The organism is Onishia taeanensis (assembly GCF_003268885.1).
Taxonomy (GTDB): Bacteria; Pseudomonadota; Gammaproteobacteria; order Pseudomonadales; family Halomonadaceae; genus Onishia; species Onishia taeanensis_A.
This window is the reverse complement of sequence record NZ_QLSX01000008.1, coordinates 27,610-51,116: the sequence shown is the minus strand read 5'-3', so window position 1 is coordinate 51,116 and position 23,507 is coordinate 27,610. Positions and strand designations below refer to the sequence as shown.

Sequence of the window (23,507 nt, the reverse complement as noted above, 5' to 3'; positions counted from 1 at the left end):
GATCGGTTGTGCCTGACGGCGGCATGTCGCGTCGAGTGCTTCATGCTGCGCTGCAGGATATGTCAAGCGTTAGTCAGGCAGACGGTCTTGTCTGTGCTGCCTTGGTCGAAGGGGGCGTAGCATTAAATTCGGTGTAATAGACCTGCAGAATTCAGCATCTAAAACGGTTGTTTTAATGTCGCCCTGATAAAGACTATGGCCCATGACATCGGGGCCTCACCATGATTACTTAGCGGTAGGGAGCGTTGTAGTAAGACTACAAGCCAGGCCTTTTTCGGCCATGAATGTAGTCTTATTTCCGGGGCGCAAGGGAAGAGCTTTCGAATCAGTCGCCTAGCGTGAGGCGCATATTGCGGTGCGGTATGCCGGCATCGAGAAATTCATCACCGAAGGCGACGAAACCCAGACGTTCGTAGAAGGGAAGTGCATGCGTCTGGGCGGCGAGCTCTACATGAGCATGTCCATGAGAGCGAGCGGCCTCGACGGTTGCCTGCATCAGTGCCACCCCGATGCCTAGGCCACGGGCCTCGGCCAGCACGGCGACGCGCCCGACATGGCCATCGGGCAGCAGACGGGCGGTGCCCAGCGCGGTGGTGCCGCGCCAGGCCAGGAAATGCAGGCAGTCGGCATCGCGGCCGTCCCATTCCTCGTGCTGTGGGACAGCCTGTTCTTCGATGAACACCAGGCGGCGGATTTCGCTGGCGATGTCGCGAAGCTCGTGCCAGCTGCCCTGCTGGAGCGTTATCTCATCCTGTCGCTGCTGACTCATTCCTCATCCTCATCCTCGCCGTCTTGCGGCCAGCTCAGGCTGCCGCGGTCGAGCAGGCCGGCAATGAGTGCTGCCGCACCGGGGTAGGCGAGCAGCTCGGCGTCGATGGGCGTCTGCGAGGCAAGGGCCCGGGCCAGGCCCGGCGTGCAGGGCAGGCCATCGCCGTCGACGAACAGGGTCGCCTGGGTTGCGTCCTGGCCGCGCCAGGCGAAGCGCGAGCCCAGGGTGCGCTCCAGATACCCCCCGGCCTCGAGTTCGGCGGTAAGCTCATCAACCGGCGTCGGTTCTTCCTGTGGCACCAGCTGGTCGACATATTTGGGCTGTGTCATCACCCGGCCGAACCACTGGGCCAACTGGGCAGGATCATCCAGGGTGTCGAGGATCAGCCGGCGCATGCGCTCAAGCGCCTCGTCGTTCAGCTCGCCGGGATCGGCGGGCGGCGTCATCCCGGCATCGCTGTAGCGCTGGGAGGCCGGCAGCGTCTCGCCCAGATAGTCGGCGAAGGAGGTCACCGACTCGTCGGCGGACAGCGCCCGGAAGCCCACCGAAACGGTCATGCAGTCTTCCGACTGGCTGACACCGTGGTGGGCGTGGCCCGGCGGGAGATAGAGCATGTCGCCGGGCTCGAGCACCCAGTCCTTGTTCGGCGTTACCTCGAAGTGCTCGAGGATTCGCAGGTCGATGCCGTCGATGATCGGGGCATCCTCGTCGACGGCACCGCCTAGCTGCCAGCGGCGCTGGCCGCTGGCCTGTAGTAGGAAGACATCGTACTGATCGACGTGGGGGCCAACGCTGCCGCCCGGCGGGGCGTAGCTGATCATGATGTCGTCGAGACGCCAGCGGGGCAGGAAGCTGAAGGCTTCCAGCAGTTCGGCGACCTCGGGCACGTAGTGGTCCACGGCCTGTACCAGCAGGGTCCAGTCACGCTCGGGAAGGCGCGAGAAGGTGGTCTCATCAAAGGGGCCATGACTGACCTGCCAGGGCTGTGGATTACCCTTGGTATCGTGGCCGTGTTCTTCGACCAGGCGTGCCTCGATGCCTTCCTCGCAGGCAAGGCCTGCCAGTTCATCGGGTGACAGCGGGCTTTCGATATCCGGGAAAGCACCGCGGATCAGCAGCGGCTTGCGCTGCCAGTACTGGCCGAGGAAGTCGGCGGCGCTGAGGCCGCCCAGCATGGGCAAGGGCGTGTCGGCAGTCATGGTGTGGTGTCCTCAGATGAAGGCAAACAGGCGCTGGCGCGAGCCAGCGCCTGTCGGTGACGCAATGGGTGGATGACCGGGGCGTGGGCGCGGGCCTTAGCGACTTAGAGCGCCTTGGCCTGGGCCGCGGCATTGCCGATATAGGTGGCCGGGCTCATGGCCTTGAGCTCGGTCTTCACCTCGGCCGGCAGTTCCAGAGTATCGATGAAGGTGGCGAAGCCGACCTGGTCGATGCGCTTGCCGCGGGTCAGTTCTTTGAGCTTTTCGTAGGGCTTCTCGATGCCGTAGCGGCGCATCACGGTCTGGATCGGCTCCGCCAGCACTTCCCAGCTGTTGTCCAGGTCGGCGTCGAGGCGCTCCGGGTTGGCTTCGAGCTTGCTGATGCCCTTGAGCGACGCCTGGTAGGCGATCAGGCCCTGTGCCAGGCCGGTGCCGAGGTTCCTGAGCACGGTGGAGTCGGTCAGGTCGCGCTGCCAGCGGGAGATCGGCAGCTTCTGGGCCAGGTGCGTCAGCACGGCGTTGGCGATCCCCAGATTACCCTCGGAGTTCTCGAAGTCGATCGGGTTGACCTTGTGCGGCATGGTCGAGGAGCCGATCTCGCCGGCCACGGTGCGCTGTTTGAAGTAGCCCAGCGAGATATAGCCCCAGACGTCGCGATCGAAGTCGATCAGGATGGTGTTGAAACGGCATACCGCATCGAACAGCTCGGCGATGTAGTCGTGGGGCTCGATCTGCGTGGTGTAGGGGTTGAAGGTCAGTCCCAGCTCGGCGACGAAGGTCTCGGCGTTGGCCGCCCAGTCGATGCTTGGGTAGGTCGCTAGGTGAGCGTTGTAGTTACCCACGGCGCCGTTGATCTTGCCCAGCAGCTCGACGGCTTCGATCTGCTTGAGCTGCCGGCGCAGGCGCGCGGCAACGTTGGCCATTTCCTTGCCAAGGGTCGTGGGGCTCGCTGTCTGGCCATGAGTGCGCGACAGCATCGGCTGGTCGGCATGCTCGTGGGCCAGGGCGACGATGGATTCGGTGACCTCATGCATCACCGGCAGCAGCACATCCTTCAGACCGCCACGCAGCATCAGGGCGTGGGACAGGTTGTTGATGTCCTCGCTGGTGCAGGCGAAGTGGATGAACTCGGTGACGGCGTTGAGTTCGGCGTTGTCCTCGACCTTCTCCTTCAGGAAGTATTCCACCGCCTTGACGTCATGGTTGGTGGTGCGCTCGATGTCCTTGATGCGCTGGGCATCCTCGACGCTGAAGTTAGCGACGATGGCGTCGAGCCAGGCACTGGCGTCGGCCGACAGGGCGGGCACTTCCTTGATGCCGTCATGAGCGGCCAGGCGCTGCAGCCAGCGAACCTCGACGGTGACGCGGGCGCGGATCAGGCCGAACTCGCTGAAGTGCTCGCGCAGGGCTTCGGTCTTGGTGCCGTAGCGGCCGTCGACGGGGGAAAGAGCGGTGAGGGCTGAGAGTTGCATGACAGTCATCCAGTGCGGTGAGGAAAAGGGAGCTGGAGTTAAGGGCGTGGGCGCTATAAGCCAGCGGCTAATCAGGGGCTAGCCGAACTCGTCGAGGGCGCGTCGCATGGCGCCGCGCTGGAAGATTAGCTTCCAGCGCCGACCGCCTTGCTGATGCCACAGCAGGGCAAAGCGCACGCCGGCCAGCAGGGCAGCCCGCACGCGTTCCGGCATCATGCGCTGCTGCAAGAGGCTTGGTTCACCCTGCACCACGATGCGGTAGCGGAAGGTCGAGATGGTGTCCTGATAAATCTCGCCGAGGCTCGCCACCACGTTCTCGTGGGTGTCGCCAAAGTGGCCGGCCTGGCTCTGAACGCGGGTCAGTCGGGTGCCGAGGGTGTCCATCATCTGCGGGCTCTTGCGCAGCTTCTGCGAGAGCAGCAAGAGCGAGAAGCCATAGCGCAGCACCACCGGGTTGGCCTGTTGCTTGCCGACCACGGCGCTCAGGGTGTCGAGTCCCTGGCGCAGGTGGTTGGGATGGCCGCCGTAGATGGCCTCGAAGCTTTCCGGGTCGGTGTCGACCGTGGCGCGAATCAGGGTCTGCCAGGCGCGTTCGTCGACCTGACCGGTGCGGGCCAGCTCGTCGACTACCACGGCGGCCTGAAAGACGCCGGCCAGCGCCAGTACCTGGCGGCTGACGGGGGAATCCGGGGCGCGGTGAATCGGGGTGGTCATGAGCGACGCTCCTTGCCGTGCCAGGTGTTCAGGATCACGCCGCCGCCGAGGCAGATCTCGCCGTCGTAGAGCACCAGCGACTGACCCGGCGTCACGGCGCGCTGCGGCTCATCGAAGATCACCTCGACGCCGCCATCCTCGCGAGTGCGCATGCTGCAGGCGACATCCTCCTGACGATAGCGGGTCTTGGCCATGAAGCGGCCCTCGCTCGCCGGCGCCTCACCGGCGACCCAGTCCATCGGCTCGGTGATCAGCACATCGCTGTAGAGCAGGTCATGATGCTTGCCCTGTACGGCGATCAGCACGTTGCGCTCGAGATCCTTGTGGGCCACGTACCAGGGCGCATCCGGGTGGTTTGGCAGACCGCCGATGCCCAGGCCCTGGCGCTGGCCCAGGGTGTAGTACATCAGCCCGATGTGCTCGCCGATCACTTCGCCCTCCGGGGTCTCGATGACCCCGGGCTGAGCCGGCAGATACTGGCGCAGAAAGTCAGAGAAGCGCCGCTCGCCGATGAAGCAGATGCCGGTGGAGTCCTTTTTGCGCGCGGTCACTAGGTCATGGCGCTCGGCGATGGCGCGCACCTCGGGCTTCTCGAGTTCGCCCACCGGGAATAGGGTGCGGGCGATGGCGGCTTCCGGCACGGCATGCAGGAAGTAGCTCTGATCCTTGTTGGTGTCGAGGCCCTTGAGCAGACGCGGCCGTTCGTCGCCATCGACATGACCGCGGACCTGCCCTTCACGCACATAGTGACCGGTGGCGATCTTCTCGGCGCCGAGCATCTCGGCATACTCGAGGAACACCTTGAACTTGATTTCGCGGTTACACAGGATGTCCGGGTTCGGGGTGCGACCGGCCTGGTACTCGGCCAGGAAATGCTCGAAGACGTTATCCCAGTACTCGGCGGCGAAATTGGCGGTGTGCAGCCTGATGCCTAGCTTGTCGCAGACTGCCTGTGCATCCGCCAGATCTTCCTTGGCGGTGCAGTATTCGGTGCCGTCGTCTTCGTCCCAGTTCTTCATGAACAGGCCTTCGACCTGGTAGCCCTGTTCGATGAGCAGGAGGGCGGACACGGAGGAATCGACACCGCCGGACATGCCGACGATGACCTTGCCCGCCGCGGGGGTGCGCGCGGCGGATGATCCGGCAGCGACTGACGCAGCAACTGACATAGGCGCTCTCGACGTCATGAGGGGAGTGGAATGGCGTTAAATGGGCGGGGATTATACACGATAGTGGCCGGCCGCTTCGACCACGCTTTCGCCAGGCAGAAACGCGCCGGGTCGCACCTCGCTGGTGGCTGTGTTCGGTGGCTGGGCTGCCAGGACCCTGGCTCAGCGTTCCTGAATCACATCCAGCGGGAAAGTGCGGCCACGCTGCACGTCACGGATGCGCCGCATCACCAGCGGGCTTCGCAGGCGCCCGGCTCGTTCCAGATCTTCCAGCTCATCGAATGTCAGCCAGTGGGTGGCAAGAATGTCCCGGTCCAGATCGTTGCCCAGGTGCGCTAGTGCCATGCCGGAAAAGCCGTGGCTGTGAAAGGTCAGGCCATCCGGTGCACGGTAGACATAGAGGCCCAGGTAGTCGGTGATGCCCACGTGCCAGGCGGTCTCCTCGCGGACCTCGCGCTCGGCGGCGGCCCGAATTCCCTCGCCCGACTCCAGGTGGCCCGCGGGTTGATTGAAGACCGTATGAGGCCCGCCGCGATCCTCCTCGACCATCAGGAAGCGTCCGGCGCGCTCGATCACGGTGGCCACCGTGACCCTGGGTGACCAGCGGCTCATCGTGGCCCTCTCGGCGTCTTGGCTTTTCGAGCCTTCGCCCTGGTGTCGCTCTTGCTCTGGTTATTGCTCAAATGCTTGCTCATGACCTTGGCCCCGGTGCCTTTCGCTTTTCCGCCCTTGCCATCCTTGCCGGCGCGCTGCGGCTTGGCAGGAGCATGAAGGGTTTCCTGGCGCCATTCGCCGGGGGCCAGGTGGTCGAGGCGCCAGGGGCCTATCGCCGCGCGAATCAGGCGCAGGGTGGGATAGCCGACCTCGGCGGTCATGCGGCGCACCTGACGATTGCGGCCCTCGCTGATGGTCAGTTCCAGCCAGTGGGTGGGGATATGGCGACGCTCACGCACCGGCGGGGTGCGCGGGCCGACCGGTGGCGCGTCGAGGCGACGCACCTTGGATGGCCGGGTCGGGCCGTCGTTGAGCATCACGCCCTTGCGGAGGGCTTCCAGCGCCGACTCACTAGGCTCACCCTCTACCTGTACCCAATAGGTCTTGGGCTGCTTGTGCTTGGGGTGGGTGATGCGGTGAATCAGTTCGCCGTCGTCGCTGAGCAGCAGCAGGCCCTCGGAGTCGTAGTCGAGACGCCCAGCCGGATAGATGCCCGGCACCTTGATGATATCGGCAAGCGTGGCGCGTCGCTCTCCGTCACCGGCGCCGCTGTCGGTGAACTGGGAGAGCATGCGGAAGGGCTTGTGAAGGAGATAGAGAGTACTCATAAGCGCAAGCTTACCGGCAAGCGGGGCGGGATGGCAGGGGCGTCTCACTATTATTGCTTATGCGCCGAGCCGGGCACGCTGGTATAATACTGCAGCTTGCTGGGAGCGCCCTCGACTCGATCGGGGCCTGCTAAGAGTAACCTGCTGGGCGCCGATGTTCCCTGCGATACCTGGCTTCATCACCTTGCCGGGTGGGTCGCACCGAGCCCCTGAGGCGGACATCGTGATCGCGCGCTACCGATCCAGTTTCATGCCACCGCAGTGACCAGAGAGATCAACGCCAACATGTCAAAAACGCCGAAGATTATCTATACGCTCACCGACGAAGCGCCGGCCCTGGCTACCTTTTCCCTGCTACCGATCATCGATGCCTACACCGACTCCGCCGGTATCAGCGTGGAGACTCGGAATATTTCCCTGGCCGGCCGCATCATCTGCCTGTTCCCGGAATACCTGAACGACGAGCAGAAACTCGGTGACCATCTGGCGGAGCTCGGTGAGCTGGCCAAGACCCCCGAAGCCAATATCATCAAGCTGCCCAATATCAGTGCCTCGCTGCCGCAGCTCAAGGCGGCCATTCGCGAGCTGCAGAGCCAGGGCTACAAGCTGCCCGACTATCCCGATGAGCCGACCAGCGACGTAGAGCGCGATATCCAGGCGCGCTACGACCGGGTCAAGGGCAGCGCCGTGAACCCGGTGCTGCGTGAAGGTAACAGTGACCGTCGCGCGCCCCAGTCGGTGAAGAGCTACGTCCGCAAGTACCCGCACCGCATGGGCAAGTGGACTGCCGATTCCCAGTCTCACGTGGCCTGCATGAGCGACGGTGACTTCTACGGCAGCGAGAAGTCCGCCACGCTGGCTTCCGAGGGCGTGGTCAAGATCGAGCTGGTTGGCAAGGACGGCACCACTACGGTGCTCAAGGAGAAAACCCCGGTGCTGGCCGGCGAGGTGATCGACGGTTCCATGATGAGCCGCAAGGCGCTCTCCGCCTTCGTCGCCGAGCAGATCGCTGATGCCAAGAAGCAGGGCGTGCTGTTTTCCCTGCACCTCAAGGCGACCATGATGAAGGTCTCTGACCCGATCATGTTCGGCATGGTGGTCAACGAGTTCTATCGCGACGTGCTGGAGAAGCACGCCGAGGTGCTGGACGAGGTCGGCTTCGATGCCACCAACGGCATCGGCGATCTCTATGCGACCATCGCCAAGCTGCCTGCCGAGAAGCAGGATGAGATCAAGGCGGATATCGAAGCGCTCTACGCCGAGCGTCCGTCCCTGGCAATGGTCGATTCCCACAAGGGCATCACCAACCTGCACGTGCCCAGCGACGTGATCATCGACGCCTCCATGCCGGCGATGATTCGTGACTCCGGCAAGATGTGGGGCGCCGATGATGCCCTGCACGATGCCAAGGCGGTGATCCCGGATCGCTGCTATGCCACCATCTATCAGGCCACCATTGACGACTGCAAGGCCAACGGTGCCTTCGATCCGACCACCATGGGCAGCGTGCCCAATGTCGGCCTGATGGCGCAGAAAGCCGAAGAGTACGGCTCCCACGACAAGACCTTCCAGATTCCCGCCGACGGCACCGTGCGCGTCACCAGCGATTCTGGCGAGGTGCTCTTCGAACACACCGTGGAGCAGGGCGATATCTGGCGCATGTGCCAGACCAAGGACGCCCCGATCAAGGACTGGGTCAAGTTGGCCGTGGCCCGTGCCCGCGACAGCGAGACGCCGGCGGTGTTCTGGCTCGACGCCCAGCGCGCTCACGATGCACAGCTGATCAAGAAGGTCGAGACCTACCTCAAGGATCATGACACCAGTGGCCTGGATATCCGCATCATGGCCCCGGTGGATGCCATGCAGTTCAGCCTGGAGCGGATCCGTCGCGGCGAGGACACCATCTCCGTCACTGGCAACGTGCTGCGTGACTACCTCACCGACCTGTTCCCGATCATGGAGCTGGGCACCAGCGCCAAGATGCTCTCCATCGTGCCGCTGATGAACGGCGGTGGTCTGTTCGAGACCGGCGCCGGTGGCTCCGCGCCCAAACACGTTCAGCAGCTCCTCGAGGAGAACCACCTGCGCTGGGATTCCCTGGGCGAGTTCCTGGCGCTGGCCGCTTCCCTCGAACACCTGGGCAAGACCTTCGACAATGCCCGCGCTCGGGTGCTGGCCAAGGCGCTTGACGAGGCCAACGGCAAGTTCCTCGACAGCAACAAGTCGCCGTCGCGCAAGGTCGGTGAGCTGGACAACCGCGGCAGCCACTTCTACCTGGCCGTCTACTGGGCCGAGGCCCTGGCCGCCCAGGACGAGGATGCTGAACTCAAGGCGCTATTCGGCAAGCTGGCCGAAGAATTCCACGCCAAGGAGTCGGTGATCATCGAGGAACTCAATGCGGTGCAGGGGCAGCCCGTGGATATCCAGGGTTATTACCACCCCAACGGTGAGCTGACTGAGAAGGCCATGCGCCCCAGTGCGACACTCAATGCGGCCCTGGCGCTGGTGGCCAAGGGTTAACCCCCTTAGCCGCCCTCGGCACGCATGTGTCCCCGGCCCTCGTCCGCCTAGCGGGCGAGGGCCCTTTACGTTTCTAGGGGCGCTGAATAACAGCCTTAGAGAGCATGTTTGACAGCGCTCGATGGTCAGCGCCCCTTGCAAGCGGCTCATCACGGCCGCATCTTATAACTGAACCCTCAGCGGGCCTTGGCGTCCAACCATAGTTGATGCGTTGAAGGCTCACAGGCTTGAGAGGATGGGTAACGCCTTTTATGTTCAAGATAGATGATCCTTACCAACGCTATGTCACGGCGTCGCTGGAAGCCGGCATGACCCGCCCTTCGGGTCCTCAGGAAGAGGGCGAGGACGACGTGGCGGTCGAGCGTGCCGAGCCGGACCTGGCGCCGCCGCCGATGTTCAAGGTGGTGCTGCACAATGATGACTTCACGCCCATGGAATTTGTGGTCGAGGTGTTGCAGACCTTCTTCAACATGGACAGCGAGAAGGCCGTGCAAGTGATGTTGGCGGTTCACACCCAGGGAAAGGCGACCTGTGGCATTTTTACCCGCGACATCGCGGAAACCAAAAGTCATCAAGTCAATCAATACGCCAAAGAGTGCCAGCATCCGTTGCTGTGCGATATCGATAGGGCCGACTGACGACTGGCAAGCTGATTGTCAGGCAAGCGGAAGACAGCCAGTGCAGGATCGGCGTGACCGGCTCGAACTCGAGCTTGCGAATCCCGAGAATGTACCCGATGGTGAAATTGCCGGCGATCGCCGGCCGACGCCCGAGGTGGCGAGAAGGGGACTGCCATGCTGAGCAAAGAACTCGAACTCACGCTGAATACGGCCTTTACCGTGGCGCGCTCCAAGCGTCATGAGTTCATGACCGTCGAACACCTGCTGTTGGCGTTGTTGGACAATGCCTCAGCGGCTGATGTGCTGCGTGCCTGCGGCGCCAATCTGGACAAGCTTCGCTCGGATCTGCAGGACTTCATCAATTCCACCACGCCACTGATTCCCGAGGACCAGAACGACCGGGAAACCCAGCCGACCCTGGGCTTCCAGCGCGTGCTGCAACGGGCAGTTTTCCACGTGCAGTCCTCCGGCAAGAGCGAGGTCACCGGGGCCAATGTGCTGGTGGCGATCTTCTCCGAGCAGGAAAGCCAGGCGGTCTACTTCCTCAAGCAGCAGAACGTGGCGCGGGTGGATGCCGTCAACTACATTGCCCACGGCATTTCCAAGGTGTCTGGTCACGGTCAGTCGCCGTCGTCTTCGCCGTCTCACGATGCTGAAGAGGCCGAAGAGGGCGTCAGCGAGGGCAATACGCACCCGCTGACAGGGTATGCCACCAACCTCAATGAGCAGGCACGCCTTGGCAAGATCGACCCGCTGATCGGTCGTGATCATGAGCTCGAGCGTGTGGTGCAGATCCTCGCCCGGCGGCGCAAGAACAACCCGCTGCTGGTGGGTGAAGCCGGGGTGGGCAAGACGGCCATCGCCGAAGGGCTTGCCAAGCGCATCGTCGAGGAAGACGTGCCCGACGTGATCGCCGATGCGGTGGTCTACTCGCTGGACATGGGCGCCCTGTTGGCCGGCACCAAGTACCGTGGCGACTTCGAGAAGCGCCTGAAGAGCCTGCTGGCCGAGCTCAAGAAACAGCCCAACTCCATTCTCTTCATTGACGAGATCCATACCGTGATCGGCGCCGGTGCGGCATCCGGCGGCGTGATGGACGCGTCCAACCTGCTCAAGCCGCTGCTCTCCTCGGGTGAGCTGCGCTGCATCGGCTCGACCACCTTCCAGGAGTTCCGCGGGATCTTCGAGAAGGATCGGGCCCTGGCACGGCGCTTCCAGAAGGTCGATGTGCCGGCACCGTCGGTCGAAGACACCATCCGCATTCTCAAGGGACTGCGCGGCCGCTTCGAAGAGCACCACAAGCTCAAGTACACCGATGGCGCGCTTGAAAGTGCCTCGAGGCTGGCCGATCGCTACATCAATGATCGTCACCTGCCGGACAAGGCCATCGACGTGATCGATGAGGCCGGCGCACACCAGCGGCTGCTACCGCCGGAGATGCGGGTGGATACCATCGACGTCGATCAGGTCGAGGCGGTAGTGGCCTCCATCGCCCGGATTCCGCCGAAGAGCGTCTCGAACTCCGATCGCAAGCTACTCGCGAACCTCGAGCGCGACCTGAAGATGCTGGTGTTCGGTCAGGACGAAGCGATCACCGGTCTGTCGGCGGCTATCAAGCTGTCGCGTGCCGGTCTCAAGTCGCCGGACAAACCCGTGGGCAGCTTCCTGTTCAGCGGCCCCACCGGGGTGGGCAAGACCGAGGTGGCCCGCCAGTTGGCCTCGCTGATGGGAGTCGATCTTGTGCGTTTCGACATGTCCGAGTACATGGAGCGCCACACCGTATCGCGCTTGATCGGTGCGCCGCCGGGATATGTCGGCTACGACCAGGGCGGCCTGCTGACCGAGGCGGTCACCAAGCAGCCGCATTGCGTGCTGCTGCTCGATGAGATCGAGAAGGCTCACCCGGATGTCTTCAACCTGCTGTTGCAGGTCATGGACCATGGCCGCCTGACCGACAATAACGGCCGTGAGGCGGACTTCCGACACGTGGTGCTGATCATGACCTCGAACGCCGGGGCCGAGCAGATCTCGCGTCGCTCCATCGGCTTCAATCCGCAGGATCATTCGACCGATGGCATGGAGGTGATTCGCAAGACCTTCTCGCCAGAGTTCCGCAACCGCCTGGACGGCATTATCCCGTTCAGCTCGCTGCCCGCCGAAGTGGTGCGCAACGTGGTCGACAAGTTCCTGGTCGAACTTCAGGCACAGCTTGACGAGAAGCGGGTTCAGCTCGATGTGGACGAGGACGCTCGCGCCTGGTTGGCTGAGCGTGGCTATGATCCGGAGATGGGCGCGCGGCCGATGGCTCGCCTGATCCAGGAGAAGCTCAAAAAACCGCTGGCTGAGATGATTCTGTTCGGCAATCTGGCCGATCAAGGTGGGGTCGTGCACGTCACGCTTGATGAGGGCAGCGACGAGTTGAATCTCGCCACCGAGGAAGAGCTGGCGGAACCCTGAGGGTCGGGTGAGGGCCAAGGCAATGGTTCAAGCGGTAGCTTGAGCCATTGTCTGACACTTTCTCGATTGACACTGACTCTAGCTACTACTGATTAGGCTACAACAGACCTAGCTGCCACTGACTAGGCTACTACCGAAATAGCCACCACCGACCGGCGCCCTGTCTGATGACGGGGCGTCTTTTTTTGGCCGGTCGGTTGGCGAAAGGCGCGGGGCCCGGAACGCTTAACGCGAGCGGTAGACGATGCGGCCCTTGGACAGGTCGTAGGGAGTCAGCTCGACCTTGACCTTGTCGCCGGTGAGGATGCGGATGTAGTTCTTGCGCATCTTGCCCGAGATGTGGGCGGTGACTACGTGGCCGTTTTCCAGCTCGACGCGGAACATGGTGTTGGGCAGCGTATCGACGATGACGCCTTCCATTTCGATATGGTCTTCACGAGCCATATAGGCATTTCCTCATGATGGTTTTTTGCAAAGCGATGTGTCGACGATGACAGTGCCGGTAGCATCGCGGCCGGAACGGCCGGGATTGGGACGGCAACGTCTGTCACCGATCATCAATATAGCGCGGTATTGTGCCGTATGCCGGACGTCAAGGCAAAACATGCTGTGGGTCAACGGTTAAGCGCGAGGCATCAAGTCGTCGGAATCGAGCGTCGCCAGTGGCGGCCATCGAGGTATTCCAGCGGCTGAAAGTAGCGCTTGTAGTCCATTTTCCTGCATTCCCGAATCCAGTAGCCCAGGTAAACGTGAGGCAGGTCCTCGGCGCGGGCGCGTTCGATCAGGCTCAGCACCGCGAAGGTGCCCAACGAGCGACGGTCGAGGGTTGGAGAGGGTTCGAAGAAGGTATAGATGGCGGACAGGCCATGCCCCAAGCGGTCGATGGCGGTGACGGCCACCAGTCGGCCGTCGAGGCGAAACTCCAACAGGCGCGCATAGGCATGGTCCAGCGTCAGGAAGGTGCGATACTGCTCGTGACTCGGCGGGAACATGTCGCCATCGGCGTGGCGGGTGCGAACGTAGCGCGCATAGAGTTCATAGTGCTCGGGATCGTAGTTGGCGCCCCGTTCGTGCACGGTTAAATCGGCATTGCGATTGATGATCTTGCGCTGGCTGCGGCTGGGCGCAAACTCGGCGACCGGAATGCGCACCGATACACAGGCGCGACAGCCTTCGCAATGAGGCCGGTAGAGATGCCTGCCGCTGCGGCGGAAACCGAGCAGCGTCAGGGCATCGTAGACGCTCTGGCCGGGGGATTCCTGGGGATCCAGAAAGAGGGTGGTCGCCTCATGACCCTCCAGATAGCTGCAAGCATGGGGAACCGTCAGGAAGAAACGCAGATCCCGAACCGGATGTTGTGGCGCGCGACTACTCACGTTCAACGGCCCCCTTCGTTAATGATGTCATCCTTGGGGGCTTCGCGGCCATTCGTGGCGCGGTGCCATCTTGCCCCTGAATGTACAGATCAAGATAGTTGATGAACTCCTGGCGGGCGATCTCACGGGCGCCCATGCTGGCAAGATGCGAGGTGTGCATCTGACAGTCGATCAGGCCGTCCCCCAGCGCCTGCAGGTGGCGGGCCAGATAGACCAGGGCAACCTTGGATGCATCCGGCACACGGCTGAACATCGATTCACCGAAAAACACCCGGCCCATGCCGACGCCGTAGAGCCCGCCGACCAGACAGCCGTTGCGCCAGACCTCGACCGACTGTGCATAGCCAAGTGAATGCAGAGCGACATAGGCCTTGCGCATGTCATCGCTGATCCAGGTGCCCTCGTCAGCCGATCGGGTGGCGGCGCAGGCCTCGATGACCGCCGGGAACGCGGTGTTCCAGGTCACCTTGAAGCCCGCGTTGCGCAACCGCTTGGCCAGGCTGCGGCGAATGCGGATCTCGCCTGGGAACAGCACCATGCGTGGGCTGGGGCTCCACCACAGGATCGGCTGGTCGTCGCTGAACCAGGGGAAGATGCCGCATCGATAGGCCGCGATCAGCCAGTCAGGCGTCAGGTCTCCACCCGCCGCGAGCAGGCCATCCGGCTCGTCAAGTGCCTGATTGAGCGACGGGAATTGCACGGGAGAAGTGGGCAACCAGGGCAGCATGGCGGAAGCGTGTTCGTTGGTAGAGGAGCGAAGGTGTCGAAAGCTCAGTGTGACGGGCTTCGCAGTCCACCTCAAGCGTGGCGTGGCCATGGCTGGCCGATGTTCTGCGGCGACAGGAGTGAAGTGTGGCATGGCCCCTGTGCCCTGGCCCCAAGGCTCGGTATCATGCTTGTCGATGTAGGACACACGAAGACGCCACAGACGGCGCAAGGGGAATGGCGACTTGAGTGTCAAGAACAAGGCGAGTAGCCGCCGCGAGGCGGCGGCCGGCGCCAAGGAGAGGGCGCGCCGCTTCGGGGTGCGACTGCAAGGAGCTGCCCGCGAGGGCGTGGTGATTCTGCTGTTGGCGGCCTGCGTTTTCCTGCTGCTGGCAATGTTCAGCTATCAGGCCTCGGATCCCGGCTGGTCGCACAGTGGCCCGGATGTAACCGTTAACAACTGGATGGGGCCGGTGGGCGCCTGGCTTGCCGATGTACTGTATTCGTTGTTCGGCGCCAGTGCTCTCTGGTGGCCAGGCATGCTGGGCTTTGCCGGCTGGCGGATGAGCCGGGTACGTCAGGTGCACCTGCAGTGGGATACGCTGGGGCTGGCCGTGCGTACCGGCGGGCTCTTCCTGCTGATGCTGGGCACCACCACCCTCGGGGCCCTGCATTTTTTCAATCCCGAAAGCGGGTTGCCCTATGCCGCTGGCGGTATCGTCGGCGAAGAGATGGTGCGTAGCCTGACGCCGCTGGTCGGCAGTCACGGTACCACGCTGCTGTCACTGGTCGCGCTGCTATGCGGTTTCCCGCCTTTCTCCGGAGTCTCCTGGCTACGGGTGATGGACGAGTCCGGTCATCTGGTGCAGCGGGTGATTGGCTGGTGCCGTGATCGGTCGCAGCGTGCACGCGAAGAAGCCGATGCCCAGGAACCTGTTGCTGAGTCTGAGCCTCAGCCCGCGGAAGTCAGCGGCGAAGATGATGATGCGGCACAGGCGCCTAGCTGGTGGCAGCGCCTGTGGCCCTGGAGCCGTCGCTATAGCGACGACGAGATACCCGCTGAGGAAGCTGGGCTTCGCGAGCCGCAGTGGAATCCTGATCAAGGCACCGATATTCCCTGGGAGGTGCCCGAACGCACGCCTTCGGCCAAACAGCCAGGCGCCGCTTACAGCGAGCGGATGGCCCCGAAGGACGCCAATGAGCAGGCGTCACCGGACTCTCGGCGCGCCGAGCCCGAGCCCGCGAAGGCGCCCCCGCTGAGGGCTGAGACGATTCCCGAGCCGGTGTTGCCGGAAGACGACGAGCCGCCCTGGACCGGCATGTCGCTGCGGGCCGAGCGCGATATGCCCGCCAAGGCACCGGAAGCCCCCCCGGAGCCGGCTCAAACACAGGCACCAGAACCGGCATCAGAGTCGGTTTCAGAGACGCCGACAGCGCCTGGGCCCGTTGACGACGCAGCAGACCAGGATGACCGCCCTGCGCCGGCCATGGCGTCTTCGGGGTCTTCGCCGCAGTCCGTTGCACGTCATGCCCGCCGTGAGCCGATGATCAGCTGGCAGGACGCGGACTGGGACGATGACAAGCCGTCTCAAATGGCAAAAGAGCGTCAGGCAGACAGCAAGACAGAGAGTTGGGAAGAGCGCGGGAAAGAGAATGAGCCCCGCCGCGAGGCATCCGAAGTGGCGTCATCTCCCGCGCCCGTGCCGCCACCTGTCACGCCCTCTGTTGCGCAGCCTGCGGCGTCTGTTACGCCGCCTCTGGAGCAGCGAGACGAGACAGCTCAACAGTCGGCGAGACACCAAGAGTCGACTGAAGAACGCTCAGCGCAGCCAGTGTCGGCCCAAGGAAGCGTTGCTCAAGAAAGCTCCACCCCAGAAAGCTCCGCTCAAGTGCCAGAGACTCCCGCCGCGCCCCGGGTCGCTAGCGCCGAGCAGGCTCGCGCGGCGGCGGATCATCCGGATGAGCCCGCGCTTTGGACCGTCGAGCACCTGCAGAGCCAGCGCTCGTCAATGGATGACCTGCCGGATATCGACGGGGAGCTGCCCTCGCTCCGGCTGCTGACCCCGGCAGAAGCCCATCAGCCCAACTACACAGAGGAACAGCTCGCCGAGATGGCCGAGCTGCTCGAGGTCCGCTTGCGGGAGTATGGCGTCAAGGCTGAGGTGGTGCACACCTGGCCGGGGCCTGTCATCACGCGCTTCGAGATCAAGCCCGCTGCCGGGGTGAAGGTCTCCAAGATCAGCAATCTGGCCAAGGACCTGGCGCGCTCGCTGATGGTCAAGAGCGTGCGGGTGGTCGAGATCATCCCCGGGCGGCCCACCGTGGGCATCGAGATTCCCAACCCGCACCGTGCCATGATCCGCCTGCGCGAGGTCATCGACTCCGACAGTTATCAGGATGCGAATTCGCCATTGACCATGGCATTGGGCCAGGACATCGGCGGGGCGCCGGTGGTGGCCAATCTTGGCAAGATGCCACACCTGCTGGTTGCCGGTACCACCGGGTCGGGCAAGTCGGTGGGCGTCAACGCCATGCTGATCTCGATGCTGCTCAAGGCCACACCCGACGAAGTTCGCATGATCATGGTCGACCCCAAGATGCTCGAACTGTCGGTCTATGACGGCATTCCGCATCTGCTGGCGCCGGTGGTGACCGATATGAAGGAGGCCGCCAACGCCCTGCGCTGGTGCGTGGCTGAGATGGAGCGGCGCTACAAGCTGATGGCGGCGATGGGCGTGCGCAACATCGCCGGCTTCAACGCCAAGCTCGACGAGGCCGAACGGGCCGGTGCTCAGGTCGCCGACCCGCTGTGGGAACCGCAGCCCTGGCAGATGCATGAATCGCCGCCGGTGCTCGAGAAGCTGCCCTACATCGTGGTGGTCATCGACGAGTTTGCCGACATGTTCATGATCGTCGGCAAGAAGGTCGAGGAGCTGATCGCGCGGCTGGCCCAGAAGGCCCGTGCGGCGGGGATTCATCTGATTCTCGCCACCCAGCGGCCTTCGGTGGACGTGGTCACCGGTCTGATCAAGGCCAATATTCCCACCCGCATGGCCTTCCAGGTGTCTTCGCGGATCGACTCGCGGACCATCCTCGATCAGGGCGGTGCCGAGAACCTGCTCGGTCACGGTGACATGCTCTACCTGCCGGCCGGCGCAGGCCTGCCGATGCGCGTGCACGGCGCCTTCGTCGATGACGACGAGGTGCACCGGGTCGCCGAGGACTGGAAGCGTCGCGGCGAGCCTGAGTACATCGACGAAATTCTCTCCGGCGGTGTCTCGGCGGATGCCCTGGCTGGCCTCGAGGGCGATAGTGGCAGCGGCGATGACGATGCCGAGCAGGATGCCCTCTACGACGAGGCGGTGATGTTTGTCACCGAGTCCCGTCGCGCCTCGATTTCGGCCGTGCAGCGCCGCTTCAAGATCGGCTATAACCGCGCAGCGCGCCTGGTCGAGACCATGGAGGGCGCCGGTGTGGTGTCGAGCATGGGCACCAACGGCTCCCGCGAAGTGCTGGCGCCGCCGCCGGTGGGCAACTGACGCCGGTGATCGTGATTCGACAAACCGTGCAGCAAACAAGGAAGGCGCGTTGCCGGGGCAACCCGGCGCCGCGTCGCCGGTCTCAGTAGTGCACCCTTGCTGGATGCACGCGGAGACGGGATACATTTGCCGGCGATTGCCGGCCAAGGAGACGCCATGACACCGACACGCCTTGCCACCTTCGGCTTCGCCCTGATGATGCCGCTTACGGCGCTGGCCGACGAAGACGCCGAGCGCTTGACGCAGCTGCTGGAGCCGATCAACACCTACCAGGCCGATTTCGAGCAACAGATCCTCGACGGCAGCGGCCAGCGTCTGCAGCAGGCCAGCGGGCGCATGTGGCTGTCGCGTCCGGGCCGCTTCCGCTGGGAGGTCGAGTCACCCTACCGCCAGGTGGTGGTCTCTGACGGTCAAGATATCTACCTGCATGACCCAGACCTGGAGCAGGTCACCGTGCAGCCGCTGGATACGCGGGTCACCCATACCCCGGCCCTGTTGCTCTCGGGTAGCGCCGATGAGCTCACGACGAACTACGACGTCGAACGTCGCCAGCAGGGAACCGCTGAGACCTTCACCCTGGACCCACGCAGTCCCGATACGCTCTTCGAGGAACTGCAGCTGACCTTCTACGCCGAGGAACTCGGCATGCTGCAGATGACCGACAGCACCGGCCAGCGTACCGCTATCGCCTTCGATAACGTGGAACAGAACGCTGCCATCGATGACGCGCGTTTCACGTTCGAGATTCCCGAAGGGGTCGATGTTATCCGCGAGACCGCGCGCTAACCTCTGGCACGCTTAAGCCTCTGACACGCTGAAGCCTTTGGCACGCTACAGTCCCTGACATAGCTAAGCATCTGAAATAACTAAGCCTCTGACAAAACGCCCCTGAGCCTCAAGGCCAGGGGCGTTTTGGTTAGCGTTGCCTGGTCAGGGACGTTCATCAGCAGTGGCAGGTATTGTCACTGCTGCTGATCGGCCTGTGCGTCGAGCTCGGCGCGCCACTCGAGCATCTGCTTGAAGCGCTTCTCCTGGCCGTATTCGCTGGGAGCGTAGAGGCTGGTGCGCGGCGCGCCCTCCGGCCAGCAATCATGTGACGAACCGGCCGGATAGCCGTTGGGTTCGTTATGGGCATAGCGATAGCCCTGACCGTGGCCGAGGGATTCCATCAGCTTGGTGGGGGCATTGCGCAGGTAGCTCGGGACGTCGAGGGTGGGGTGCTCGGCGGCAAAGGCTTTGGCCTTCTTCCAGGCCTGGTCGATGGCATTGCTCTTGGGGGCGATGGCGAGATGAATGGCGGCCTGAGCGATGGCTCGCTGGCCTTCGTAATCGCCCAGGCGCAGGTAGGCATCCCAGGCCGCCATGACCAACGGCAGCGCCCGCGGATCGGCATTGCCGACGTCTTCAGAGGCAATGGCCGTCAGTCGCCGGATCACATCCAGCGGGTCGCCGCCGCCCTGGGTGAACTGGGCGATATAGAGCAGGGCCGCATCGACGCGCGAGGAGCGGATCGACTTGTGGATGGCCGAGAGCAAGTCATAGAAGTGATCGCCCTGCTTGTCGAAGGCACTGGCCTGATGGCCGAGCACCTCGGCCAGGCCCTCTTTCTCGAGCCGCTCGCCGTCGCCGTCGGGATGGGTGAAGTCGCAGGCGGTTTCCAGCAGTCCCAGCGCCCGGCGGGCATCGCCACCGGCAGCATGGGCAAGCAGCTTGAGCACGTCGTCTTCGGCATGGATGCGTCGCGCGCCAAGGCCTCGCTCGCGATCCTCCAGCGCCTGGCGCAGCACCGCGAGCAGCTCCTCTTCACCGAGCGCCTTGAGTACATAGACCCGAGCCCGGGAGAGCAGTGCCGAGTTGACCTCGAAAGACGGGTTCTCGGTGGTAGCGCCGATCAGCGTCAGCAGGCCCGACTCCACATGCGGCAGCAGGGCATCCTGCTGGCTCTTGTTGAGGCGGTGGATCTCGTCGAGGAAAAGCAGCGTGGGGCGGTTCTGGCCCTGAGCGACGCCCGCCCGCTCCACGGCGGCGCGGATATCCTTGACCCCCGCCATCACCGCCGACATGTGCTCGAGCTCGGCACCGGATTCATTGGCCAGAATCTCGGCCAGGGTCGTCTTGCCGACCCCCGGCGGCCCCCACAGAATCATCGAGCGCACGGTGGCGGTTTCGACCATGCGGCGCAGCGGCTTGCCGGGGCCGACCAGCGCCAGCTGACCGACATAGTCGCTCAGCTGGCGGGGGCGCATCCGGTAGGCCAGGGGCGCGTGCTCCTGGGCGTGCTGCTGGCTGAAGAGATCCATGATTAGCGGTGTCCTGTGACGAGTAGAGTTCAGCGTCGCTTTTAGTGCTAAGGTCTATATGTATATAGCTTCTAGCGCTAGGCATATCGGTGAAGGAGGCGCTAGGGTTAGATATTCTAGGCTGGCAGCAGGAGGGTCACCATAGGCGCATCCTATTAGGCGTATCCAGACGGGGGCCAGTATCGGGGCACTAGTGAGCAGCGCCCGTAACGCCTATGTCGCCGTTGCACCAGTGGGGACTGCATCTGCTTTCATGCTGGTTGTCCAGATCGTTGAGTGAGACATTAGCGGTCAGAGATGCTTGCGCTGAAAGATTATCGAACCCGGAGACGCTCGGAGAATCCAATGACCATACAGACGTTCGCCCCGGACAGCACAGGAGGTCCCGTCATGCCGATGCTGAATCAACTGCGCCTGGACCATGCCAACATGGCGCGGCTGCTGCACGTGTTGCAGCTCAAACATAAAACGCTGGCGGAGGGTGAGCGCCCAGATTTTCAACTGGTGCGCGAGGTCGTCGATTACATCCTCGAGTACATGGACGGTTTTACCGTGCCGCTGGAGAAGGTCTTCGGTCAGGAGTTGATGGACAAGGCGCCCGAAGCCCAGGGGCTCAGCGAGCGCTTGGCTGATAACTACCATGCCCTGCATGAGCGCCTGATGCGTCTGTCTCACGATCTGGACATGGTGCTGATGGACGTGGCGATCCCCATGGACCGCTTCGCCGATGATCTAGGTGCCTACCTTGAGGCACACCGCGCCTACCTGCGCGACGAACGCGAGGAGCTCTTCCCGCTGATTCGTGAACATTTTGATGAGGAGGCCATGAAGGTTCTCGCCGAATCGCTGCCCGAGGGTGCAGCAGCCAAGCTTGAAAGCCTTCAAGAAGCCTACCCGGAGCTCTATGCCGAGCTTTGCGCGGCGCCGGACCCGATGGTCTGATCTGCCTCTTTCCTTGCGTCTCCTGACCGAGACCTTAGACGAACGCTTTGTACCGGCTTTCTAAGATCGAGACCTTCATAGATAGAGTCTTTCATAGACAGAAATCGCGTATCGCCCTGTCCGCCCGGCCACTTGGCCGGGCGGTGTCGTATCGGCGGCGCCATTCGGTTCGATGGGCTCGGCCCCTGGCCGGCGGCTGGGGTAGAATGCTTCCCTTTGCGGCGCTCTTGACCTCAGTGCCATTCTCAGCAGGCCTGACCCAGCGAGGCAGGTCGTTGACGGGACAAGACGCTTGGAGAAATACCGTTTAGAAAGCCTCGGAGTGGGCGCACCATCACGCCAAGGAGACCTAGTCCATGCAGTCGATTCAGGACCGTTGCGGATGAGCGGTCCTATTCTGATCTTCGATTCAGGTGTCGGTGGCCTTTCGGTGGTCGCCGCCATTCGCCAGCGCCTGCCCGAGGCGGCGCTTTGCTATGCCTGCGACAATGCCATGCTGCCCTACGGGACCAAGCCCGATGACTGGTTGGTGGCGCGCATTGTAACGGTCTGCCAGGCGGCCGTGGAGGCAAGCCAAGCCAGTGCCCTGGTGGTGGCCTGCAACACCGCGAGCACCCTGGCGCTCGAGGCACTGCGCGATAGGTTGGCGATTCCGGTGATCGGCACCGTGCCGGCCATCAAACCGGCAGCAGCGGCCAGTCGCAGCGGCCATCTGGCACTGCTTGCGACCTCGGCGACGGTGCATCGACCTTACACGCGCCGGCTGATCGAGGACTTCGCGGGTCACTGCCAGGTGATGCGACTGGCCGCCGACCCGCTGGTCGGGCAAGCCGAGCGTCAGCTGGCCGGCGAACCGCTGGATGATCAAGTGATCGCCGATTGCCTGGCGCCGCTGTGGGAGGACCCGGCACTGGATACCGTGGTGCTGGGCTGCACGCACTTTCCGTTGCTGACGCGAGCGCTTGCCGCGGCCGCGCCGCGTCCGATCACCTGGATCGACTCAGGCGATGCGATTGCTCGCCGCGTGGCGCAGGTAGTCGCGCCGCTGCCGCGCGCAGAAGGTTCCGGCGGTGAAGGCCTCGGCGCCGCCTGGGTGACCGCGGCGAGTGTTTCTCTCGCCTCGGTATTGGCCGGCTATGGCTTTGCCGCCCCGCAAAAGCTCATGGTGGCGACGACGGCGTTCGAGGCCTGCCCCCCTGTTTGCGCATTTGATAGACCGACTGACTGATTCACAAGGAGACTCTGTGGCCGTACCCGTTGTTGACCCCGCCCGCTATGGCGAGCAGCTCGAGGCCAAACGCGAGCGCATCACCACCCAGTTCTCGCACCTGGCGACGCCTGAGCTCGAGGTCTTTGCCTCGCCAGCGAGCCATTACCGCATGCGCTGTGAGTTTCGCATCTGGCGCGAGGGCGACGAGCTCTTCTATGCCATGTTCGAGCCTGACCCGGAGCGCCCGGGCAAGAAACTCCCGGTTCGAGTCGACCAGTTCCCGGTGGCCAGCGAGCGGATCAATGAGCTGATGCCCCTGCTGCTCGAGGCGGTGCGCGAGGATCAGGTGCTCGGCCGCAAGCTGTTTCAGGTCGATTTTCTCACCACCCTGTCCGGCGAGGCACTGATCACTCTGATCTATCATCGCCCCCTGGGCGAGGACTGGGAATCCGCGGCCCGGGCGCTGGAGAAGCGTCTCGGGGTGATGATCATCGGCCGCTCTCGCAAGCAACGCCTGGTACTGACCCGCAATCATGTCTGGGAGCGCCTCACCGTCGAGGGGCGCGAGCTTAACTATCAGCAGGTCGAGAACAGCTTCACCCAGCCTAATGCCGCGATCTGCCAGTCGATGCTTGGCTGGGCACTGGACGCCACGCGCCACAGCGAGGAGCGTGACCTGGTCGAGCTCTACTGTGGTAATGGCAACTTCACGGTGGCGCTGGCCGAGAACTTTCGCCGCGTGCTGGCCACCGAAATCTCGCGCACCTCGGTGGCGTCGGCCAAGGCTAACCTCGCCGCCAACGACGTCGATAATGTGCATGTGTCGCGGATGTCCGCCGAGGAGTTCTCCCTGGCGCTGAAGGGCGAGAAGGGCGGCCGCCGGGTGGCCGAGATGGGGCTTGCCGACTACGATTTCTCTACCGTGCTGGTCGACCCGCCCCGCGCTGGCCTTGATGACGAGAGCTGCGATCAGCTCAGCGGTTATGACCGTATCATCTACATTTCATGCAATCCGGATACCCTGGTAGCCAACTTGGCGCGCCTGACCCAGACCCATGACATCACGCGCTTCGCCCTGTTCGACCAGTTCCCCTGGACGCACCACTGTGAATGTGGGGTGCTTCTCGAGCGCCGGGCATGAAGTCAAGGACCGATGCGTAACTGACATGCTCCATGACAAAGGGTTAATTCAG

Annotated in this window: 19 protein-coding genes; 8 read left to right on the top strand and 11 right to left on the bottom strand. The window is 63.4% G+C overall.

Annotated elements, in window-relative coordinates:
* Window positions 1-325 precede the first annotated feature (325 nt).
* From BCL93_RS11690 to BCL93_RS11660, 7 genes are all read right to left on the bottom strand, one after another.
* On the bottom strand, window positions 326-769 hold the full coding sequence (locus BCL93_RS11690; protein WP_112055455.1) for a GNAT family N-acetyltransferase: 444 nt from the start codon (window positions 767-769) through the stop codon (window positions 326-328).
* Complete coding sequence (locus BCL93_RS11685; protein WP_112055454.1) at window positions 766-1,968, bottom strand: cupin domain-containing protein; 1,203 nt, start codon at window positions 1,966-1,968, stop codon at window positions 766-768. The genes BCL93_RS11690 and BCL93_RS11685 overlap by 4 nt, the downstream gene beginning before the upstream one ends.
* 104 nt (window positions 1,969-2,072) lie before the next feature.
* Window positions 2,073-3,440, bottom strand: a complete 1,368-nt coding sequence (purB, locus tag BCL93_RS11680) for an adenylosuccinate lyase (protein ID WP_112055453.1) — start codon at window positions 3,438-3,440, stop codon at window positions 2,073-2,075.
* Window positions 3,441-3,518: 78 nt separating this feature from the next.
* A complete protein-coding gene (gene hflD / locus BCL93_RS11675) occupies window positions 3,519-4,154 on the bottom strand; it encodes a high frequency lysogenization protein HflD (protein WP_112055452.1) in 636 nt (211 codons plus the stop codon).
* A complete protein-coding gene (gene mnmA, locus BCL93_RS11670; RefSeq protein WP_112055451.1) occupies window positions 4,151-5,323 on the bottom strand; it encodes a tRNA 2-thiouridine(34) synthase MnmA in 1,173 nt (390 codons plus the stop codon). Before mnmA ends, hflD begins: the two co-directional genes overlap by 4 nt.
* A gap of 162 nt (window positions 5,324-5,485) precedes the next feature.
* Window positions 5,486-5,935, bottom strand: coding sequence for an NUDIX hydrolase (locus BCL93_RS11665; protein WP_112055450.1), 450 nt, complete (start codon window positions 5,933-5,935; stop codon window positions 5,486-5,488).
* Entirely contained in the window at window positions 5,932-6,645 is a 714-nt protein-coding gene (locus BCL93_RS11660; RefSeq protein WP_112055449.1) for a pseudouridine synthase, read from the bottom strand. The genes BCL93_RS11665 and BCL93_RS11660 overlap by 4 nt, the downstream gene beginning before the upstream one ends.
* 285 nt (window positions 6,646-6,930) lie before the next feature.
* Here BCL93_RS11660 and BCL93_RS11655 point away from each other — a divergent pair, with 285 nt between their 5' ends.
* The 3 genes from BCL93_RS11655 (at window position 6,931) to clpA (ending at window position 12,242) form a co-directional block, all read left to right on the top strand.
* Window positions 6,931-9,165 (top strand): NADP-dependent isocitrate dehydrogenase, encoded by a 2,235-nt coding sequence (locus BCL93_RS11655; protein ID WP_112055448.1) that lies wholly within the window; start codon window positions 6,931-6,933, stop codon window positions 9,163-9,165.
* Window positions 9,166-9,416: 251 nt separating this feature from the next.
* Window positions 9,417-9,803 (top strand): ATP-dependent Clp protease adapter ClpS, encoded by a 387-nt coding sequence (gene clpS / locus BCL93_RS11650; protein WP_112055447.1) that lies wholly within the window; start codon window positions 9,417-9,419, stop codon window positions 9,801-9,803.
* Window positions 9,804-9,959: 156 nt separating this feature from the next.
* Window positions 9,960-12,242 carry an ATP-dependent Clp protease ATP-binding subunit ClpA gene (gene clpA / locus BCL93_RS11645; protein ID WP_112055446.1) on the top strand — a complete coding sequence of 761 codons (2,283 nt, stop codon included), beginning with the start codon at window positions 9,960-9,962 and terminating at the stop codon, window positions 12,240-12,242.
* A 225-nt stretch (window positions 12,243-12,467) separates the two neighbouring features.
* Here clpA and infA read toward each other — a convergent pair whose 3' ends face one another.
* From infA to aat, 3 genes are all read right to left on the bottom strand, one after another.
* Complete coding sequence (gene infA / locus BCL93_RS11640) at window positions 12,468-12,686, bottom strand: translation initiation factor IF-1 (RefSeq protein WP_007111068.1); 219 nt, start codon at window positions 12,684-12,686, stop codon at window positions 12,468-12,470.
* Between the two features lie 191 nt (window positions 12,687-12,877).
* Window positions 12,878-13,618: an arginyltransferase gene (locus BCL93_RS11635; protein WP_112055445.1), complete on the bottom strand. Its 741-nt coding sequence runs from the start codon at window positions 13,616-13,618 to the stop codon at window positions 12,878-12,880.
* Window positions 13,611-14,345 carry a leucyl/phenylalanyl-tRNA--protein transferase gene (gene aat, locus BCL93_RS11630; RefSeq protein ID WP_112055444.1) on the bottom strand — a complete coding sequence of 245 codons (735 nt, stop codon included), beginning with the start codon at window positions 14,343-14,345 and terminating at the stop codon, window positions 13,611-13,613. Before aat ends, BCL93_RS11635 begins: the two co-directional genes overlap by 8 nt.
* A gap of 223 nt (window positions 14,346-14,568) precedes the next feature.
* Here aat and BCL93_RS11625 point away from each other — a divergent pair, with 223 nt between their 5' ends.
* Both BCL93_RS11625 and lolA read left to right on the top strand, forming a co-directional pair.
* On the top strand, window positions 14,569-17,862 hold the full coding sequence (locus BCL93_RS11625) for a DNA translocase FtsK (protein ID WP_309251231.1): 3,294 nt from the start codon (window positions 14,569-14,571) through the stop codon (window positions 17,860-17,862).
* A gap of 156 nt (window positions 17,863-18,018) precedes the next feature.
* Window positions 18,019-18,648: an outer membrane lipoprotein chaperone LolA gene (gene lolA / locus BCL93_RS11620; RefSeq protein WP_112055443.1), complete on the top strand. Its 630-nt coding sequence runs from the start codon at window positions 18,019-18,021 to the stop codon at window positions 18,646-18,648.
* 176 nt (window positions 18,649-18,824) lie between these two features.
* Here lolA and BCL93_RS11615 read toward each other — a convergent pair whose 3' ends face one another.
* On the bottom strand, window positions 18,825-20,162 hold the full coding sequence (locus BCL93_RS11615) for a replication-associated recombination protein A (RefSeq protein ID WP_112055442.1): 1,338 nt from the start codon (window positions 20,160-20,162) through the stop codon (window positions 18,825-18,827).
* 396 nt (window positions 20,163-20,558) lie between these two features.
* Here BCL93_RS11615 and BCL93_RS11610 point away from each other — a divergent pair, with 396 nt between their 5' ends.
* The 3 genes from BCL93_RS11610 (at window position 20,559) to trmA (ending at window position 23,455) form a co-directional block, all read left to right on the top strand.
* The gene (locus tag BCL93_RS11610; RefSeq protein WP_112055572.1) at window positions 20,559-21,104 is read left to right on the top strand and encodes a hemerythrin domain-containing protein; all 546 of its coding nucleotides are present in this window, start codon (window positions 20,559-20,561) and stop codon (window positions 21,102-21,104) included.
* Between the two features lie 382 nt (window positions 21,105-21,486).
* Window positions 21,487-22,332, top strand: coding sequence for a glutamate racemase (murI, locus tag BCL93_RS11605; protein ID WP_112055441.1), 846 nt, complete (start codon window positions 21,487-21,489; stop codon window positions 22,330-22,332).
* Window positions 22,333-22,348: 16 nt separating this feature from the next.
* Complete coding sequence (trmA, locus tag BCL93_RS11600; RefSeq protein WP_112055440.1) at window positions 22,349-23,455, top strand: tRNA (uridine(54)-C5)-methyltransferase TrmA; 1,107 nt, start codon at window positions 22,349-22,351, stop codon at window positions 23,453-23,455.
* The last annotated feature ends 52 nt before the right edge of the window (window positions 23,456-23,507 follow it).

What these genes read in the sequence shown, in the direction of transcription:
- clpA (WP_112055446.1), top strand. Translation starts at nt 9,960, where the DNA reads ATGCTGAGCAAAGAACTCGAACTCACGCTGAATACGGCCTTTACCGTG.
- BCL93_RS11610 (WP_112055572.1), top strand. Translation starts at nt 20,559, where the DNA reads ATGCTGAATCAACTGCGCCTGGACCATGCCAACATGGCGCGGCTGCTG.
- BCL93_RS11655 (WP_112055448.1), top strand. Translation starts at nt 6,931, where the DNA reads ATGTCAAAAACGCCGAAGATTATCTATACGCTCACCGACGAAGCGCCG.
- BCL93_RS11665 (WP_112055450.1), bottom strand. Translation starts at nt 5,935, where the DNA reads ATGAGCCGCTGGTCACCCAGGGTCACGGTGGCCACCGTGATCGAGCGC.
- infA (WP_007111068.1), bottom strand. Translation starts at nt 12,686, where the DNA reads ATGGCTCGTGAAGACCATATCGAAATGGAAGGCGTCATCGTCGATACG.
- hflD (WP_112055452.1), bottom strand. Translation starts at nt 4,154, where the DNA reads ATGACCACCCCGATTCACCGCGCCCCGGATTCCCCCGTCAGCCGCCAG.
- clpS (WP_112055447.1), top strand. Translation starts at nt 9,417, where the DNA reads ATGTTCAAGATAGATGATCCTTACCAACGCTATGTCACGGCGTCGCTG.
- BCL93_RS11690 (WP_112055455.1), bottom strand. Translation starts at nt 769, where the DNA reads ATGAGTCAGCAGCGACAGGATGAGATAACGCTCCAGCAGGGCAGCTGG.
- mnmA (WP_112055451.1), bottom strand. Translation starts at nt 5,323, where the DNA reads ATGTCAGTTGCTGCGTCAGTCGCTGCCGGATCATCCGCCGCGCGCACC.
- murI (WP_112055441.1), top strand. Translation starts at nt 21,487, where the DNA reads ATGAGCGGTCCTATTCTGATCTTCGATTCAGGTGTCGGTGGCCTTTCG.
- BCL93_RS11660 (WP_112055449.1), bottom strand. Translation starts at nt 6,645, where the DNA reads ATGAGTACTCTCTATCTCCTTCACAAGCCCTTCCGCATGCTCTCCCAG.
- BCL93_RS11685 (WP_112055454.1), bottom strand. Translation starts at nt 1,968, where the DNA reads ATGACTGCCGACACGCCCTTGCCCATGCTGGGCGGCCTCAGCGCCGCC.
- lolA (WP_112055443.1), top strand. Translation starts at nt 18,019, where the DNA reads ATGACACCGACACGCCTTGCCACCTTCGGCTTCGCCCTGATGATGCCG.
- BCL93_RS11615 (WP_112055442.1), bottom strand. Translation starts at nt 20,162, where the DNA reads ATGGATCTCTTCAGCCAGCAGCACGCCCAGGAGCACGCGCCCCTGGCC.
- aat (WP_112055444.1), bottom strand. Translation starts at nt 14,345, where the DNA reads ATGCTGCCCTGGTTGCCCACTTCTCCCGTGCAATTCCCGTCGCTCAAT.
- purB (WP_112055453.1), bottom strand. Translation starts at nt 3,440, where the DNA reads ATGCAACTCTCAGCCCTCACCGCTCTTTCCCCCGTCGACGGCCGCTAC.